This window comes from Candidatus Hydrogenedentota bacterium (assembly GCA_013359265.1).
Lineage (GTDB): Bacteria > Hydrogenedentota > Hydrogenedentia > Hydrogenedentales > SLHB01 > JABWCD01.
This window is the reverse complement of sequence record JABWCD010000023.1, coordinates 1-18,139: the sequence shown is the minus strand read 5'-3', so window position 1 is coordinate 18,139 and position 18,139 is coordinate 1. Positions and strand designations below refer to the sequence as shown.

Here is an 18,139-nt window from a genome sequence, read left to right as displayed (position 1 = left end):
CATATATGCACGCAACCAATCAGGGACCGCAATTCGAGATGATGGTATCAAGGCCTGCAACCATTATAACTAAATGCGCTCCGCCGGTTCCTGGCCATTTCACGGTGAGTATACCTGCCAGAAGTCGTCCCAGATAGTTCATGCACTGTTCGAACTGATCACCTCCACGATGGGGGTATCGAATACCCGGCTATTTGTGGATACGCCTCGCCGGAACGGTGGTACTGAATTTGGGATTTCGTTTCGGTCTTCCCAAGTCGTCAGTTTCATGCGAAGTCAAGCGTATCCACGGATGTCAGTATCGTCCGCTTTGTCTGCCACTAGAAGTTGATTCAATCCGCTTCACAGCATCAGCGGCATAGTGGGCATTGCCGTTTCAGCAACTCGTCCCCTCCCCGGCGAACGCCCCTGAGAAGGCGCGCTTCCACTCTCCGTTCGAACGTCGAACACATTCTGGATAAAATGGGGATGATCCACGGGTTCAAAATCGCAATACGGTTCTCTTCAGAGGCGAAACTAACACAAAGATGGCGCGGGGGTTATTCATGGAGAAATCTCTTCGTAAACGGCGAAAAGTCAAGAAGACGGCCCAAAAGACCTCGCCCACGCGAAAACCGGAGCACCTGTCGGTCGACGAATGGCAACGGACCTTGCGTCGCGAGTACGGGCGCGCGCAATCGTTTCGAGTGAAGAATGTGGGACAAGAGCCGGTATATTCCGAGTTCGCGGTCACAAACCCTGCGAGCGGACGCACGTATCGCGTCGCGATTCGTGGACGAGACCCGGGCCTCAACTTCTGCTCGTGTCCGGATTTCTCCGTCAATACGCTTGGAACGTGCAAACACATCGAGTGGCTAATCGCCATGCTCATGCGCAAGCACGGCGCAAAAAAGGCATTTGCCGGCGCGTTCAGACCGGCGTACACGGAAGTCTTTCTGGAATACGGAGCGCAGCGGCGTGTGCGCTTTCAACCAGGAACAGATTGCCCCAGCGCCCTGCTGAAAGCAGCGGAGCGGTATTTCGACCCCGGCGGGTATTTGCATCCGGGTTCCCACAAAACGTTTGACACGTTCGTTCGCGCGTCGCGAAGTTCCGAAGCCGACGTGCGGATATACGATGACGCCATCGACTTCGTCGCGAGGCTGCGCGACGACGAATGCCGTCGCGAAGCGATCGCAGAAAAGTTCGACGGACCCGCGGGGATCAAAGCCTTGAACGCGATACTCAAGGTAAAGCTGTATCCTTACCAGCGTGAGGGCGCGCTTTTCGCGGCCAAAGCGGGGCGTTGCCTTATCGCCGACGATATGGGGCTGGGAAAGACGATTCAATCGATCGCGGCCGTAGAAATACTGGCCCGGACTACAGGAATCGAACGGGTGCTCGTTGTGTGCCCCACCGCGCTCAAGTACCAATGGAAACAAGAGATTGAGCGCTTCACGGCACGATTTGCGACAGTGCTTGAAGGATTCAAGCTCGATCGCGAGAAGCAGTATGCATCCGAGAGTTTCTATAAGATCACCAATTACGAGACCGTCCACCGTGACCTCGACATCATCAACGGGTGGCATCCCGATCTGGTCCTTCTTGACGAAGCGCAACGGATCAAGAACTGGGAAACGCGCCGGGCTAAGAGCATAAAGCAGATAGACTCGACGCATGCCATCGTGCTGACCGGTACGCCGCTCGAAAACAGGCTCGCCGAACTGCACTCGATCATGGAATTCGTCGATCGGTTTCATTTGGGGCCCCTGTTTCGCTTTCTCGATGAACATCAACACACGGATCCAGACGGCAGGGTAATCGGATACAAGCATCTCGATCGGATCAAGACGAGCCTCTCGCCGGTGCTGCTGCGGCGGCACAAACGAGACGTGCTTCAGGAACTGCCTGAACGCACGGACAAACACCTCTTCGTCGAAATGACCGCCGCGCAGAGGGCAATTCACGAAGAGTTTCGCGAGGTAGTCGCCAAAATCATTGCGAAATGGCGGCGTCGCGGGTTTCTTTCCGACGAGGACCAGCGGCGGCTGATGGTAGCTTTGCAGTACATGCGCATGGCCTGCAACAGCACCTATCTCATCGACAAGACCAGCGATGAAGGCCCGAAAATGGATGAATGCTGCATATTGCTCGACGATATTCTGGCTATTCCCGAAAACAAGGCCGTCATCTTCAGTCAATGGATAGGGACCCATGAACTCTTAATCCGACGCTTTGAGGCAGAGGACCGGTCCTATGCCTTCTACCATGGCTCGCTCGATGGGAAGGCCAGAAAGAAGACCCTCGACGACTTCAAACGCAATGGAAAATGCCGCATCCTTTTGTGCACCGAAACGGGCGGCGTCGGGCTAAACCTTCAGGAAGCCTCTGTCGTCATCAACATGGATCAGCCTTGGAATCCCGCGGTGCTCGAACAGCGCATTGGCCGCGTGCATCGCCTCGGCCAACACCGCAATGTGCAGGTCTACCACTTCGTTTCGCGCGGCACCATCGAGCATGGAATGCTTGGTGTGCTCAAGTTCAAGTCGTCGCTCTCAGAAGGCGTACTCGACGGCGGCGAGAGCGAGATTTTCCTGGGCGGCACGAAGATGAAGCAATTCATGGAATCTGTCGAAAAGGTGGCGGAGTCGATTCCACTGCACGTGCCGACCGTCGAGGAAACGAGCGACGCTATCGCGGCGCAGGAATCCGCGGTGCCTGTTACTGGCGAACCCGCGACGGATGACGCCCCGGCCGGGCGCGCACCGCAACAACCTTGGGACGAGCTACTCGCAGCCGGCCTCGACCTTCTCGGAAAACTCGGTCAAGTCATGCAGCCATCAAGTACGGCGCGAACCGCCGCATCGCCAATGGCAGGCTTGATTGCGCGCAACGAGCAAACGGGCGCGGCGGAGCTTCGCATACCTTTACCCGATGCGGAGACCGCGGTACGCGTGTCGTCGCTGCTTGAAGGCTTGGCGAACGTGCTTCGGGCCAGTGCACAAGTAAGGAAATAAACGCCGGTTCTCATATAGACCGAAGACCTGCGCGACGTCTTCGGGCCGGTCTGCCATATCCAAGGCGATTCCACGGCTGGATCGGATAAGGCCATCTTTGGTCACCGGCCCGTGATTCGGTCCGTAAGGTTGTCGAGGGTCAGGAAGTGCACCCTTGCTTCACCATATTCCTTTGTAAAGGCTGGCTTAGCGTCGTGGGCCGTTACCAGTAGTGTCGCCTTTGGATAATGGCGCGCGAAAACGAGCATGTTTCGCGGGTCAAAATCGCGTGACGACCACTTGCACTCGATCGCGACTGGAGGTTTTCCTCGTGGCGTCCAAACCAGGTCTATCTCATGACCCTGCTTGTCGCGCCAGTAGCGCAGGTTCGTTGCTTGGAGATGCGCTGTCAGTTCGTTGAGCACATAGTGTTCCCAAAGGTGACCCAGATCGTCAGGGCGAAGAGTGGTCCAGCCGCGGTACGCGCAGACAAATCCAGTATCGAATCCATACACTTTCGGCGCAGCAACGATTTCGTTGGCACGGCGAGTACTAAATGGCCGAAGCACGAGGGCTACAGAAGTCGCCTCGAGTACTGCCAAATAGTTTGTGATTGTCGCACGGCTAACTTCACACGGCTTCGCGAATCGGGTGGCTTCGAAAATACCACCGCTCTGGACCAACAGCAATTCCACAAATCGCTGGAAAGAGGCGCGGCGCTCCAGGCGAAAGAGTTCTTGAATGTCCTTCGCCCAATACGCATCCATCCATTCCTGGAAATCGCGCTCGGGTAATTCCTTGGAAAGAAAGAATGGAGGTAGACCGCCGTGCAGCATCCGGTGACGGACATCGGAGCGATTAAAGTCGACGAGGTCAGCATTAATCATCGGCGTTAGCCACAGTTCGGTTTTGCGGCCGGCGAGGGTATCGCGAAAGCGGCTGCTCGCTCCCAACGTTGAGGAGCCGGTAGCCAGGACGTGGATGTCGGGAAAATGATCCGCGGCGATCTTTAATAGTTCCGAAGGATTCTGCAACCGATGGATTTCGTCGAGGACCACTCGCTTCTTGCGCAATCCCTTCAAGAAAGCTTCGGGGTCTTCCATGGCGATTCGGACCCGTGGGAGTTCGCAGTCAAAGTATTCGATGTTGTCCAGCGATTGCGCTAAGAATGTTTTGCCCGCGCGACGGACACCGCGCAACCAAAGGATGGATCGGTGTCGCCACTGTTTCTCGATGTGCTTAATCCAAAAGTGACGCTTTACCATACGGTGATATATTAGCGTCTAGCATGACTATGTGCAAACCTATCTCTTTTTGGTTTTCACTCACGTACCCGCCGATCTCGGCACAACGACCGTCGGCATCAACTGGGCCGCCGCCGCCGTTCATATGATCGGTCGCGCGGTGGCCCGGATGCTCCACGGCAGGTGGCTCGTTTTCCTGGGCGAACATGGTTATCGAGGGGGAAACGGCGAGGACACAGAGGGGTCATCTGCCGACCCCCGTATTAATCGCGGCCTTTCTGACGGCCCGGCTTACTGCGCGGGCGACCCTTTTGTCGAAAACGCTGGGCACGATGAGTTCTTCGAAGAGGTCTTCTTCGGGAATGATCGACGCGATGGCGTGCGCGGCGGCGAGCTTCATTTCCTCGTTGATTCCGGTGGCGCGCGCTTCCAACGCGCCTTTGAAGATTCCCGGGAACGCGAGCACGTTGTTGATCTGATTGGGATAATCGGAACGGCCGGTCGCGATAATCCGTGCGTACGGCGCGGCCTCTTCGGGCAGGATTTCCGGCGTGGGGTTCGCCAACGCAAAGACGATCGGCTTTTTCGCCATCCGCTTGAGCGCCTCGAGTGGGAACAAGCCGGGTCCGGAAAGGCCAAGAAACATGTGGCGCCCGTTCGCGACGTCAACGATGCCGCCGCGGACGCGATCGGGATTTGTGTGGTCCGCGAACCATTCTTTGGCGGGCGTCATGTTGCCGGTGCGGCCGTGGTAAATTGCGCCGTTGCGATCGACGCCCACGATGTCCTTCACACCGAAGTTCAGCATCATTTTCGCGCAAGCCATGCCGGCGGCGCCGACGCCTGAGATGACGACGCGGAGTTCTTCCGGGCGCATGTCGATGAGTTTCAGTGCGTTGATCAGCGCGGCGAGGACCACAACGGCGGTGCCATGCTGGTCGTCGTGGAACACGGGGATTCTCAATCGGCCCTTCAACTTTTCCTCGATCTCGAAACACCGCGGCGCCGATATGTCTTCGAGGTTGATTCCACCAAAGCCCGGCGCAATCAGCTCGACCGTCCGCACGATCTCGTCGACGTCTTTGGTCGCCAGGCAGATTGGCCAGGCGTCGATATCGCCGAATTCTTTGAACAACATCGCCTTGCCTTCCATCACCGGCAGGGCTGCTTCCGGCCCGATATCGCCGAGACCGAGCACGGCGGTGCCATCGGTGACGACTGCGACGGAGTTGCCCTTGATCGTGAGTCCGTTCACGCGCTCGGGATGCTGGTGGATCATGGTGCAGACGCGCGCGACACCCGGCGTGTAGACGATCGACAGATCGTCCCGTGTGCGCACCGGCAGGCGATTCTGGATTTCGATCTTGCCCCCCTGGTGGCTTCGGAAAACGCGGTCCCACCAGCGCAGGACTTTTATGCGCTTCAATTTTCTCAGCGCGTGCAGAATTTCTTGAAGATGGTCTTCGTCGCGCGCGAGCACGGTTAAGTCCCGGATTGTGCTGGCGCGCGAACCCTCGACAAGATCGATCGCGTCCATCTGCCCGCCCTTGTCGCCGATGGCGGACAGTACTTTGGCGAGGCTGCCGGGCTTATTCTCGATGGATACGCGGACGGTCGCGGAATAGCTTGCCGTCGTGTGTGCGGTGTTCTCGTCCATGGCGTTTTACCCCCCAACCGAAGCCACGGCGGATGTCATGAACCGACCGCCGCCAGGGCTGTCGGACTACTTGATTCGCCCCACCAAGCGCAGCAGCCCATCCAGGATGGTTAACGGATGCGGCGGGCAGCCCGGGATATACAAATCGATCGGCAATAAACGATCCGCGCCGTCGTTTACAGCGTGGCTGCCGCGGTACGGCCCGCCGCTAATCGCACACGCGCCAAGCGCAATGACGATCTTCGGTTTCGGGACTGCCGCGTAGGTCTCCATTAGTGCGTGTTCCATATTCTTGGTGACCGGGCCCGTCACGAGCAGGCCGTCCGCGTGACGCGGCGACGCGACAAACTGGATGCCGAAACGCGAAAGGTCCCAACCGACGGTGTTCAATACGTTGGTATCCAAATCGCACCCGTTGCAGCTTCCGGCGCACACTTCGCGCAGGCGCAGGGCGCGGCCCAGCACGCGGAACAGTTCGTCGCCCATGCGCTGCGCCAGTTCGAGGCCGGGCCCATCCAACACAAGTTGGCCGCGCGTGTTCACGGCCATGCGATAGTCTTGCGTGTATGCGATGGCCCCTTCCGGACATGCCTCGACGCACGCCGTGCAAAACACGCACTTTCCCAAATCCAACGATAGATTGTCCGTGACGTCAATTGCTTCCGTTGGGCATGCATCGGCGCACGCGCGGCACCCGTCGATGCACTTGGACGCATCGACTGCGGGCCGGCCGCGGAACCGCTCCGGAAGGGATGGGACCTGATCAGGGAACGCCATCGTACGATGGCCCTGTTTCATTCTAGTTCGGATGATGTCGAGCATCTGTAGTTTGCCTTACGTCAACGCCGCGTATTCGCTTCTGTCACAGATCGTGCCCCGCATAGCTCAAGTTGAAACTTTTGTTGCACAACGGGAAATCGGAGATGGGCGTCCCGCGCATGGCGAGGGCCAATCCGAACCAGTTGTGAATGGACGGGTCTTTGACTTTTACGAAATCCAGGTCGCCCGCTGCGTTCGTGAAAGCCACGTGCATAGCCTCGCCGCGCCACGTCTCGCACATTGCGATCGCAAGTGCGTTTGGCCTGAACGTGCGCATGGGCGCGAAGGTGCCGCCGGCGGGCTTGGTGCCCATATGTTCGAGCAGGAACTCGATCGAGCGCTGCACTTCGAGCCATCGAACGACCGCACGCGCGTAGACGTCGCCCGTCGTTTCGTTCGCGACGGGAATGTGGCTGAACTGGAACATGCCGAAGGGGAAATCCTGGCGGACGTCCCGCGTACAGCCGCACGCACGCGCGGCCGGCCCCACCAATCCGATTTCGTCCGCTTGCTGTTCGCTCAAGGCGCCCGTGCCTTCGAACCGCGCCAACACGGAGGACTGCGAAAACATCATATCCAACACATCGAGCACTTCTGGTTGCAGCGCTTCGAGGCGTTTGCGAAGTGTGTCGGACAGCGACGGCGAAATATCGAACGCAGTCCCGCCGGGACGAACCAGGTTTCTTCCGAACCGGTTGCCGCAGATTTCGAGGGTAAGATTGAGAAAGTCACCGCGCAGCCGTCCGAGATAGGATGCACCAGGAAGAAAAGCCACGTCGTTGCACAGCGCGCCTAGATCGCCGACGTGGTTCGCGAGACGTTCGAGTTCGAGCGCGATCCCGCGAATGGCGTGCGCGCGCGCGCTCACGGCGACGCCCGCCAAGGCTTCGAGCGCCATGCAGTACGCGGTGGCGTGACCAATCGACGTGTCGCCCGCGATCGTTTCGGCAACGATCGCGCCGCGCGTTCGATTGGGATGCACCAGAAGTTTCTCAGCGCCGCGATGCTGGTATCCGAGCATGATTTCCAGGTGCAAGACGTCCTCGCCATGACACTGGAAACGAAAGTGACCGGGTTCGATCACGCCCGCGTGGACGGGGCCGACGGCCACCTCGTGCACTTCGTCGCCTTCGACACGGTAGAACGGGTAGTCCCCCGGGATGACTTTGTTGGCGTCGAATGGCCCCCACGGCGCCGGGGCGCCTGTATCGGTCGCGTGGTAGCGGAGGGGCTTGAGCCACGGATGGCCAAGCGGCGTCACGCCGTACTGCTCGGCGAGCTCGCGCTCGAACGCCTGCGCCGCGGGCCATTGTTCGGAGATCGATGGGTACTCCAACCGGCCGAAACCATGCGCGGCGCCGAGGTGCGTGGCGCTGACTTCGACAACTCCGTCGGCGTCGTACGCCACAAATGCGTAGACGGTAACGCCGCCATCGTGCGCGCGCCGCCCAAATAGTTGGGCCAGCCTTCCGCCGCGGGCACGGCCATCGAGTACCCACGCGGTGAAGTCCTCGGGCTTCAGTACGGGAAGGTCGGACAAACTCGCATCGTCGCCGTTTCTTAGGACGAGACCCCGCGATGGGTATGCTGCCGCGGCCATTACCGATCTCCTCGAGCCGATGCCAGCGGCGCGATAGCGGACTGGCCGGGCTGTTCGATCGTTTGTGCGGCCGCGACCAACGCCGCGCGCACGCCCGCGGGCTGATACGCGCCGAGTCCGAAACCCGCGACAAGGAGCAGGGCCGCCGGCGCGAGCATCACGGTGCGACGCCACCGCCGTTCGCCCGAATCGGCCCGTGCGAGGTCTTCCGGCGGCGGCCCAAAAACCATGGGCAGCATGGCCGTCATGACGCCTACGAAGACAATGGCAAGCGTCACGCTGAACACGCCCATGACCAACCACTGCGAACGGCCCGCGGCCGCAAACAGAATCCCGAGTTCGCTGAAGAACATGCCGAAAGGTGGAAGCCCGCAGGTTGCGCACAACCCTCCAAGGAATAGGAACCCGGCGACGGGATGGTGGTGCAGCGCGCCGCGAACGTCGCTCACCTTGTTGCTCGCGTAAATCCGAAAGAAGTAACCCGCGACGAAGAAGAGCACGCCTTTATTGAACGTGTTGTGGAGCGCGTGCAGCACGCTCGCGTACGCGCCATCCATTCCGAGCCCCGCGCCGAGCGCGAGTACGCCCATATGTTCAACGCTTGTGTATGCGAATATCCGGCGGTAGTCGTTATTGCCGACGACAAAGATCGCCGCGGTCGCAATCGAAAGCAAACCAAACAGGATGAGCCACTGCGAGGCGAACGCGTGCAGGTCCGCGGCGATGCATACACCGTAGACGCGCAACAGTCCGATGAACGCGCCCAGCGTCACGCCTCCCGAGAGGAGGGCGGCGACATGGGGCGGGGCCTCTCCGTAGGCGTCGGGCTTCCAACTGTGCAGCGGCGAAAGCCCCATCTTCGTTCCGAACCCGACCAAGGCGAGCAGAAACCCCGCGCGCAGCCACGTCACGTCCAGTTCGCGCGCGCGCGCCGTCATGTCGCCAAGCGACAGGGACACTCCCGGCTCGATACCCAGCGTGGCGATCGCGTAGCAAAAGATTCCGAGGAGCGCGAGCGCAATGCCGACCGAGTTCATCAACAGAAATTTCCACGTGGCCTCGAGAGAACGCGCGCTGAGATGGAAATAGATGAGCGGCGTCGACGCCAACGACGCGGCCTCGAGACAGACCCACAGCACGCCGAGGTGTTGGCTCATGCACAACGCGCTCAATGCGGCCAGGAGCGCCAGCATGCACGCGAGAAATCCCCGGTGCGAGATGTGGGACTCCTGGTGATAGCCCACGAAATAGACGGAGGTCGCGAGGAACAACACGCTGATCAGCGTTACGAACAAGTGCGCCAGCGGATCGAGCGCGAAGAAGTACAACGGCCCGCCTTCAACGCCCGGTTGCCACGTCCAGATCGTTATCCCAAGATGACCAGCCGCCCCACCTAAAACGACGGCAAGGCGCAGCCGTGCATAGGGCGTCAACAGGCAAATGCCCGCGGCGGCGGCGGGAACCAGTATTAACAGGAGATGCACGTCACGACTCCTTCAACGTATCCAGCAGGTGCGTGTCCATGTGATCGAACTCCTGACGAATGTGGTAGACGACGATTCCCATGATGAACACCGCGACGAACAGGTCGAGCAGAATCCCCAACTCGACGAGTATCGGGAGTTGTTCGAGGAGCAATAGGCCAAGTATGAATACGCCGTTCTCGACCACGAGATAGCCGATGACCTGTGTGAGCGCTTTCAACCGGCTGACGAGAATGACCATGCCGATCAGCACGGTCGAAATCGCGACGGGCAGAATGAGGTCGGCCGCGGGCGCGACGGGCAGCGTAAGGCGGTGCGACAAACCGAAACTCGCAATGACGATGACCGCGCCGAAGAGGACCGACGACGTGAACCCGAGGAACGGCTGAATCTCCCGGTGGATTTCTCCACTCCGCAGGATTCTGAGAAGAATCCACGGGATCAGAATTCCTTTCAGCCCGATCGCGCCCAGGGCTATCGCCGCGGCATGCGCGCCAACGTTCCCTGAATTGTGCAACTCCAGCAGCACCGGCAAGACGGACAAGACTACGCTCTGCGATGCGAATAGGCGTATGCAGCCGGAGAGGCGGCTCGTTCCCAGCATGGCGAGGTCCAACAGGACGGCCACCATCAACAGCGAATCCACGAGCGTCGAAATCACGACAGGCCCCTCCCCAGCACCAACACCACTGCAAGCGCGGACAGCACGCTCGAACCCGCCAGAAGAAGCGGCACGCGGTTCAACCGCAGGCGCGCCATGACTGACTCGACAGTACCGGCCGCACCCGCCAGCGCGACGAGTTCGGCGAGGCGCAACACCGGATCCACGATATGCAGGGCGGCGGGGTGCGGTATGGCGGCGTGCAAGAGTAACGAGCCCAACAGCGCAAACTTGAGCGACGCGCCATACGTGATGTACGCGAGTTCCGGCCCGCTGTGGTCGAGCACCATTACCTCGTGGATCATCGTGAGCTCGAGATGCGTCGCAGGATCGTCAACGGGGACCCGGCAGGTCTCGGTCAACAGCACGATGAACAGCGCGCCCAACAAGAGCACCATTGCGGGCCCGGTCGTCTGCCACGCGCCGAGGAGTTGCGGCCCGAGCATTTCGTCCAGTCGCAGGCTGTGGGTCGCAACAGAAAGTACGACGAACGCGAGAAACAACGCCGGCTCGACCATCGCGCCGAACGTCACTTCGCGCGACGCGCCCATGCCTTCGAAGCTGCTCCCAGTGTCCATCGCGGCGAGGACCGTGAACATCCGGCCCAGCGCAAGTAGATACGCGAAGAGAATGAGGTCTCCCGAAAAGCCCAGCAATGAACGGCTGGAGAGCACAGGCATGAGCGTGGCCGCCGTTAACAGTGCCGCCAGATTGACGACCGGCCCCGCGCGGAATATCCACGTCGTGGTCGAGCTGTACACCGGCTCTTTGCGCACGAGCTTGTACAAGTCGTAATAGGGTTGCAGCCACGGCGGGCCGGCACGCCCGGCGAACCACGCCTTGGTTTTTACGATCACGCTGGCGAGAAACGGCGCAACGGCGAGCGTCGCCAACAATTCCAATGTCGTTATGGCGAGAGTGATCGCGGTCATTGAGTTTGTCCTGTGGTAACAGTGCTATCCGGCGCAGTGGGGCCGGGAGAAATCCGCGCGCGATGAAACACAAGACCTTCGAGCGCGAACAACAGAATCAGGGTTATCACGATGAATAGGAGATACACCTGGATCGCGCCCCTGCGAAGCGCCACAACCGTATTGGTCACTACAGTCCGAAGGGGCCCCAGCCGTTCGTGTGCGGCGCTCGCGCGTGTGCCCGCCGCCGGAGCGCCGGACCAGGTGAAGTGGCGCCACATTGCCGAGGCCCGGGCGATTCCGCGAAATAGCGGCGCAAATACGTCGTGCTCGGCGAAATCGGGGACGTGCGTCTCGGCGTGACTCGCGCCGGGGAACGGGCCACATGGCGCCGCGTAACGGAACTCCGGCCAGAGCAGCCCGCGAAATCCTCGGATGAGCGGAAGCGCGAACGACGTGGCGGAGTATTGCATGCGCGCTGTGGGATAGCCGTACCCGCAGCCCCACGTGGTCACGCGACTCGGCGTTTCGGCGCGCGACCTGGTTGTGGACGCGATGCGCCGTGCCAGCGCCAATGCCGTGCAGACGCACAGGAAAACAGCGGCCATCCACGAGAGCCGCGTTCCCCAACTCAATACCGAACCGTAAGCGTGGCGGACGTGTTCGATGTCAGTTCCCACCAGCGAACTCGTGGCGCTGTATGTCAGCGGTATCCAAAGGCCGGGTGCGAGGCCGATACACGCGCAGGCGATCGCGGGCATGGCCATGGCGGCTTTCATCGCGAACGGCGTGGCGTGCGCGCTCAACGCGGGATCGCGTGGCGCCCCGAGAAACACCACGCCGAACACCTTGGCGAAACATGCGAGCGCGAGGCTCCCCATCAGCGCGAGCGAGAACACGCCGACGGCGGGCAATCCGCCCGATACTCCGATCGATTGTTGCGCGCCGGTCACCAACCCGGCGTAAATCACCCACTCTCCGACAAACCCGTTCAACGGCGGCAAGCCGCAGATCGCAACGGCCCCCGCGAGAAACAGCAGTGCGTTCACAGGGGTCTTATGCGCCAGCCCACCCAACCGCTCGATGGCGAGCGTGCCGGTGCCGTGGTGCACAGCGCCGGCAGAAAGAAAAAGAAGTCCCTTGAACAATGCGTGGTTCGTGACGTGCAGGAGCGCGCCGCCGTAACCGAGCGCGGCCACCGCGGGCGCGTTTACCGCCTGGCCCAACATGCCCATCGAAATGGCGATGGCGATGATGCCGATGTTTTCGATCGTGTGGTACGCCAGCAGGCGCTTGAGATCGTGCTGGGCCAGCGCGTACAGCACGCCGAGCACACCGCTCACAATCCCCACTGCGAGCAGGATACCTGCGCATGCCGTCGGCAGCGGCGGCAGCCACGTGAGGAGGCGCAGCAAGCCGTAGATTCCCATTTTGACGACGACGCCGGACAGAAACGCGGATACCGGCGTGGGCGCGACGGGGTGCGCCGCGGGCAACCAGATGTGCAGCGGGAAGAACCCGGCTTTCGCGCCGAACCCGAACACACCGAGAAGAAAGATGGCGATCAGGAAGTTCCTGTCTGTGCCACGCAGCGTCTGCGCGATGGTATCGAAGCCGGTTGTCCCCGTCGCCCCGTACACCAGCGCGAGTAACGGTGCGAGGCACAGGCCGGTGGCAAGGTGTGTCGCAATGAGATACATCCACGCGCCGCGGCGCACGTCCGGTCTCTCGTCATGAAATATCACAAGGAGGAACGCGGACAACGTCATCAGTTCCCACCCGATGAGAAACACGACAACGTCGAACGCGCACACGAATACAATCAGCGACGCCACCAACATGCACAGGAGCGCACCGAACCGTTCGACAGGTTCCCGGCCTACGTACGGGCGCATGTACGCGACCGAATACGGCGCGGTGCACACCGCGAGGAGTCCGATGGTCATGAGAAACCATGCGGACAATCCGTCCAACGACAGCGAGACGTGGCCCATCGGCACGGACCACGCGATATGCGTCGGCGCAACGTCGCCCGCGCGCAACAGCACGGGAACGGATGCCGCCAACAATAATAGGCCCCCAATGAACAGCGCCGACATCGATACGACGAGCGCAATGCGCGGGACGCGAGACAGGCACAGCGGCAGCGCAATTCCGATCGACAAAATTGCGAGGCTGGAAATTGCCCAAATCATTTCGCGGACCCGCTCCCGCTCGTCGCGGCTGCGGCTACCGGGCGAGCTTCTGCATCCGGCACGCGAGTATCGGAATGGAAAGGTGTAAACCGCGACTCGGCCAGGAACACCAGGAAGATCGTAGCGACGATGTATACCAAATAGAGTTGCACGCGGCCGTGTTGGAGCGGCCACAGTTTTTCGAAGAATCGTTCTATCCTCAGAAACGAGGGCCGGTACGCGTTATCCAGGGCCAAATCCCGCTGCGCGGTTTCGAGCCGCGCCGGTTCCGGAAAACATCCGCTTCCCAAGCCCGGGAAACGCCGCTGTGGCCGGACGGCTTGCCGGAACGCGGACAACAGAGTCCAGCTATAGGAAGATCCGGTGTATTGCATCGCGCTGGCCGGACGTGCGTACCCGCAGCCCCACGTCGCGGCCTCGCCGCCGCGAGGCAGCGCTCTTCGCGCTCCCCATAGGATCAGCGCAATTACCGCGAACACCAGCAACGGAATCGCGGGTGAGACAGTATACGGTCCGACGTCTTGAAGCGGATTGTCTGACAGCCCGGAGTAGCGCTGCGTCGCCACGCCGAGTGCCGTCGCCACCGCGCCGGGTAACGCGACCACCGCTACGCAGCAGATTGCCAGAAACATCATCGCGGCGTTCATCGTCGCCGGGACTTTGTGCATGCGGATGCTTGTGTCTCGGGGATGGCCAAGAAACGTCACGGCGAATACCTTTGAGAATACGAGCAGTGCGATCGCGCCCGTGAGTGCGAGGACGGTGATCGCCGCTGCGGAGATCCCCGCGTAGGACAAGGGCAAGCTCTCCGAGCCGTGAAGCAGTCCTTTGTAGATCAGAAATTCGCTGACGAATCCGTTCAATGGCGGCAGCGCGCATATGGCCACCGAGCCGGTGAGGAAAGCCAGACTCGTTCCCGGCGCGTACTTTGACAGCCCGCCAAGTCGTTCGATGTCTCCCGTTCCCGCGCCGTGCAACACGGCTCCCGCGGAGAGAAACAGCATGCCCTTGAACAGCGAGTGGTTGAGCGCGTGCAGCAAGGCGCCACTCAGTCCGCACGCGACGAGAAGCGGAACGTGAAGCGAACGGCCCAACATTGCCACGGATAACCCGAGGCCGACGATGCCGATGTTTTCCACACTCGAGTAGGCGAGCATCCGCTTTATGTCGCGTTGTCCCAGCGCATTCAGAATGGCGAGCAGCGCCGTGATCGCGGATAGAAACAGCAATGCCGATCCGCACGATGCGGGTAAGTCCGGCAGCCAGGACACGGTCCGGAACAAACCGTATATTCCAATCTTGATCACGACTCCCGACATTAGCGCCGAGACTGGGCTCGGTGCTACAGGGTGCGCCAGCGGCAGCCATACGTGAAAGGGAAAGAAGCCGGCCTTTGTGCCAAAACCAACAACACCCAACGCGAATGCGGCGGCGGCGACGGCGTCCGCGCCGGTGAACGCTTCCGGAAACAACGCCATATCGCTGCTGCCCGTGCGCGAAATGAACAGCGCGAACAGGGGCAACACGCCGAACGCGGTGCCGAGATGGGCGGCGATAAGGTATGTCCATGCGCCGTACCGCGAATCGGCGTCGCGATCGTTGAGACCAACTAGAAAGAATGCGGAAAGACTCGTCAGCTCCCAGCCGATGAGAAAGACGAGCGCGTCCCCAGCGGCGACGGTGAGAATGAGCGCGGCTAACACCACGCAAAACAGCAGCGGATACGCGCGGTTGTATTCCTTGCTTTTTCCTCCATCGTAGTAGCCCCACGAGTAGACCGTTGCGCACAGGCCGACGGTGCCGATCATAAGCAGGAACCACGCGGATAGTCCGTCCAAAACGAGCCGAAACGTTCCCAATGGAAGCGGCCAGGCTATCTCCGCGGGCAAAGGGTTCTCTCCCGTTAATGTGCGCAGCGCGCCAGCGAGGATTGCCACGCACGCGAAAACACTCGACATGAGCCCCGCCGCCAGCGCGGCCTTTCGCCATGAGGAGAGCACAACGGATACCGCCGCACCGGAGACCAATAGGGTCAGCGCGGCAAGGACCATGTTCATCGAGCGGCGCCCTTCGACGCGTCCACCTTCGCGAATTCCTCTTCGAGCCGCTGCAACTCCGCGAGCAGATCGTCCTGGCTTGCCCGTTTTGCCAACAGCCCGAGGAAGGGTTTGCTCTTCAACGCGAACATCAAGTGGCTTAGCACCAGGAGATGATTGCGTACGGTTGTGCTCACGATAACGAACATCGTGTGTACCGGCTTTCCGTCAAGTGCGCCGAATTCGATCGGCTTCTTCGGGAATGCCACCGTCACTTGTGGCTCGGAAACGCCCAGCACGATCGGGCTGCGTGGGTGCGGAATGGCAATGCCATTCCCGATCGCGGTCGAACACAACGCCTCGCGCGCGGCAAGGACACCCGCCAACTCCGTCCGGTCTACTTCCTCTGGCAGCGGCATGGCGCGGCACACGGCGCTGAGCGCGGAAAGCTTGTCCGTACATTCGAGACTGGCGACGACGCCACCGAGCCGGACGGCGTCGCATAACACGAACTCGTGCGGCTTCTTTCCGTTCGACGCGAACATCTGCGGCGCAACGGCCCGCTTCTGCTCCGCCGCCCACTCGAGAAGCTCGACACGATTCAGGCGCGTCTTGTCCCCAACCGTGTAGCTGGGGATGGCGCCGTCCGCGATCCACTGGCGGATCGTGCGTTCGTCCACGTTGAGAAGTTTGGCCGCGTCCTTTGCGGTTAAATCCATGTTCGGTACTCCGATGAAAAACGGTGTCGACGCGAAGCGTCGTCCCCGGTATTGTGTGTATGCGATAGAAACATTGGGGGTTCTGTTCCGAAAATCGACGGATCACGCTGCCGCCTTAATGCTCGGCGTAATGCGCGTAATCGTCATCGTACCTGTAATCGATCTACCTGCCCCGCCCGTAGGCGGCCAAACTCTCACTCGTTTCGAAGTCGCACTTGCACTACTCGTTACGAAGTTTCCACTTGGACAACTCGTTACGAAGTTTCTACTTCGTAACGCACTCTTGAAAAGCTCCGCTTTGTCCTCTCGATGCTCCGGCACGCCCCGCAAGACGCGTCAGCGGCCGCTCCATTAATACTCCGCGACGACGTTTGGGACCTGATCGGAAACGTGTGCGCCTAACAATCATTCGACAAGTTCGGAGCTTGCGGCTTCTTCGACCGCCAGCATATGGAGCAAGTCCGCCGCCTCGGACAAGTGGCTCATGAAGTACTGCCGCATAATCTCCAGCACGTCCACGAGCATCTGGTGCTTGAGCGAATAAATGACCTGGTTGCCGTCTTTCCGGCTCGAGACGATCCCCTTCGCCCGCAACACCGCAAGGTGCTGGGACACATTGGCTTGCTCCAACTCGAGCCGCTCGAGAATTGCGCCGGCGGAATGCTCGCCCTCCCGGAGAATCTCCACAATGGCCACCCGGGTCGGATGCGCCAGTGCACGGAATATCCCCGCCTTAAACTCTCGCATGGCTCTGTTTTGCATAGCACAAGTATATTCGCAATATCGAATATTTGCAAGTTACTTCAATCCCCTCTGTTGGCGCTGCCGCCGTTGCGTCGTTTGAGTGGGCGAAGCCTCAATTTGCAGAATGGGATTGAGTTAGCCAAACCATTGTGGTGGCGGGATTTGCAGCTCTTCTACGAAGTGTCACGGCGTGAAGACCTACTGGCGCGCGCGCGATCAAATCGTCGAGCCGGAACTCGGCCAGTTCGCCCACGCCAAACCCGACTTGGCCGTCGCCAAGGAAGGTCGTCTCGGCCTGGATGGATTGGATGTCCGTGGCCCCGGCGAGCAGTTGTTTAACGGTGACGACTTCGCGGTCCTCGCCTTCAAGCTCGCCGGAGAGTTCGACGGTGACCTGGTGCCACCGGTCCTGTGGGATTTCCACCGCAACGCCGCCGAGTTCGGTGACCACGTTGTTGTTCCACTCGCGCAGGTAGATGCCGTCGGGCTGGATCACCAACACTACGAATTTGCGTGGCTCGCCGGGATCTCTAACTAGGGCCTCAGATACTGGTACCACACGTTCTTGCGTCCCTCGAAATGGTCTCGAAGTCGATCCTCTACATGTTCCGGATCCCAGACCGCAGCACATTCGAGTTCTTTGCATTCATCGTAGGTCGCAGGAATCTCTTGGCTACCATCGACAGTAATGGTTAGCCTGCCGGTAATTGGATCCTTCTTGAAGAAACGCGGTGTAACGGTCAATTCCTGGGAAAGAGGAACATGCCCGATGATTCGCCAAAGTCTTCTTTCTATAGCATAGTCCATCACCCAAATCTTAAAGATCATTGGGTGAGCCACGATTTCCTCAACAGGCGGACAAGTCGAAGCTCGCAAATCATAGAAACCAAAAACATTTCGAAGTACCCTACCGTAAGCATAAGACCCGTCCTTCAGATCTACTTCAAATACATCGCCTGGCACAATCTTTTGCTTCATCAAACAGTACTCTCCGCGTTAGCCCAACTTCCGCAGTTATTTTTGTAAGTGGTTGTCATTATTGATCGGGTTGTCGAAAGTCTTCACTACATTTTGTGAGTTTCGAGTCGTTGGGG

The 18,139-nt window shown here is 60.1% G+C and carries 14 protein-coding genes; 2 read left to right on the top strand and 12 right to left on the bottom strand.

What is annotated here, in order from left to right:
• Nucleotides 1-545 precede the first annotated feature (545 nt).
• A complete protein-coding gene (locus tag HUU46_18740; protein ID NUM55685.1) occupies nucleotides 546-2,996 on the top strand; it encodes a DEAD/DEAH box helicase in 2,451 nt (816 codons plus the stop codon).
• A 101-nt stretch (nucleotides 2,997-3,097) separates the two neighbouring features.
• On the opposite strand, the gene HUU46_18735 is transcribed toward HUU46_18740, so the two are convergent.
• From HUU46_18735 to HUU46_18685, 11 genes are all read right to left on the bottom strand, one after another.
• Nucleotides 3,098-4,240: an ATP-binding protein gene (locus HUU46_18735; protein ID NUM55684.1), complete on the bottom strand. Its 1,143-nt coding sequence runs from the start codon at nucleotides 4,238-4,240 to the stop codon at nucleotides 3,098-3,100.
• 223 nt (nucleotides 4,241-4,463) lie between these two features.
• Nucleotides 4,464-5,876, bottom strand: a complete 1,413-nt coding sequence (locus HUU46_18730; protein NUM55683.1) for an NAD-dependent malic enzyme — start codon at nucleotides 5,874-5,876, stop codon at nucleotides 4,464-4,466.
• 66 nt (nucleotides 5,877-5,942) lie between these two features.
• Nucleotides 5,943-6,698, bottom strand: coding sequence for an NADH-quinone oxidoreductase subunit NuoB (gene nuoB, locus HUU46_18725; GenBank protein NUM55682.1), 756 nt, complete (start codon nucleotides 6,696-6,698; stop codon nucleotides 5,943-5,945).
• A gap of 40 nt (nucleotides 6,699-6,738) precedes the next feature.
• Nucleotides 6,739-8,295 (bottom strand): NADH-quinone oxidoreductase subunit C, encoded by a 1,557-nt coding sequence (locus tag HUU46_18720; GenBank protein NUM55681.1) that lies wholly within the window; start codon nucleotides 8,293-8,295, stop codon nucleotides 6,739-6,741.
• Nucleotides 8,295-9,779 carry a hypothetical protein gene (locus HUU46_18715; protein NUM55680.1) on the bottom strand — a complete coding sequence of 495 codons (1,485 nt, stop codon included), beginning with the start codon at nucleotides 9,777-9,779 and terminating at the stop codon, nucleotides 8,295-8,297. Before HUU46_18715 ends, HUU46_18720 begins: the two co-directional genes overlap by 1 nt.
• Nucleotide 9,780: 1 nt before the next feature.
• A complete protein-coding gene (locus tag HUU46_18710) occupies nucleotides 9,781-10,440 on the bottom strand; it encodes a hydrogenase (protein ID NUM55679.1) in 660 nt (219 codons plus the stop codon).
• Nucleotides 10,437-11,372, bottom strand: a complete 936-nt coding sequence (locus tag HUU46_18705; protein ID NUM55678.1) for an NADH-quinone oxidoreductase subunit H — start codon at nucleotides 11,370-11,372, stop codon at nucleotides 10,437-10,439. The genes HUU46_18710 and HUU46_18705 overlap by 4 nt, the downstream gene beginning before the upstream one ends.
• Nucleotides 11,369-13,546: a hypothetical protein gene (locus HUU46_18700; protein NUM55677.1), complete on the bottom strand. Its 2,178-nt coding sequence runs from the start codon at nucleotides 13,544-13,546 to the stop codon at nucleotides 11,369-11,371. The genes HUU46_18705 and HUU46_18700 overlap by 4 nt, the downstream gene beginning before the upstream one ends.
• A complete protein-coding gene (locus tag HUU46_18695; protein NUM55676.1) occupies nucleotides 13,543-15,603 on the bottom strand; it encodes an oxidoreductase in 2,061 nt (686 codons plus the stop codon). The genes HUU46_18700 and HUU46_18695 overlap by 4 nt, the downstream gene beginning before the upstream one ends.
• A complete protein-coding gene (locus tag HUU46_18690; GenBank protein ID NUM55675.1) occupies nucleotides 15,600-16,301 on the bottom strand; it encodes a PTS sugar transporter subunit IIA in 702 nt (233 codons plus the stop codon). Before HUU46_18690 ends, HUU46_18695 begins: the two co-directional genes overlap by 4 nt.
• A gap of 405 nt (nucleotides 16,302-16,706) precedes the next feature.
• Entirely contained in the window at nucleotides 16,707-17,063 is a 357-nt protein-coding gene (locus tag HUU46_18685) for a winged helix-turn-helix transcriptional regulator (GenBank protein NUM55674.1), read from the bottom strand.
• Nucleotides 17,064-17,235: 172 nt separating this feature from the next.
• Between HUU46_18685 and HUU46_18680 the strand changes: the two genes are divergently transcribed.
• Complete coding sequence (locus HUU46_18680; GenBank protein ID NUM55673.1) at nucleotides 17,236-17,583, top strand: hypothetical protein; 348 nt, start codon at nucleotides 17,236-17,238, stop codon at nucleotides 17,581-17,583.
• On the opposite strand, the gene HUU46_18675 is transcribed toward HUU46_18680, so the two are convergent.
• Nucleotides 17,580-18,023: an immunity 26/phosphotriesterase HocA family protein gene (locus HUU46_18675; GenBank protein ID NUM55672.1), complete on the bottom strand. Its 444-nt coding sequence runs from the start codon at nucleotides 18,021-18,023 to the stop codon at nucleotides 17,580-17,582. The two genes, HUU46_18680 and HUU46_18675, sit on opposite strands and share 4 nt — an antisense overlap.
• Nucleotides 18,024-18,139 lie beyond the last annotated feature (116 nt).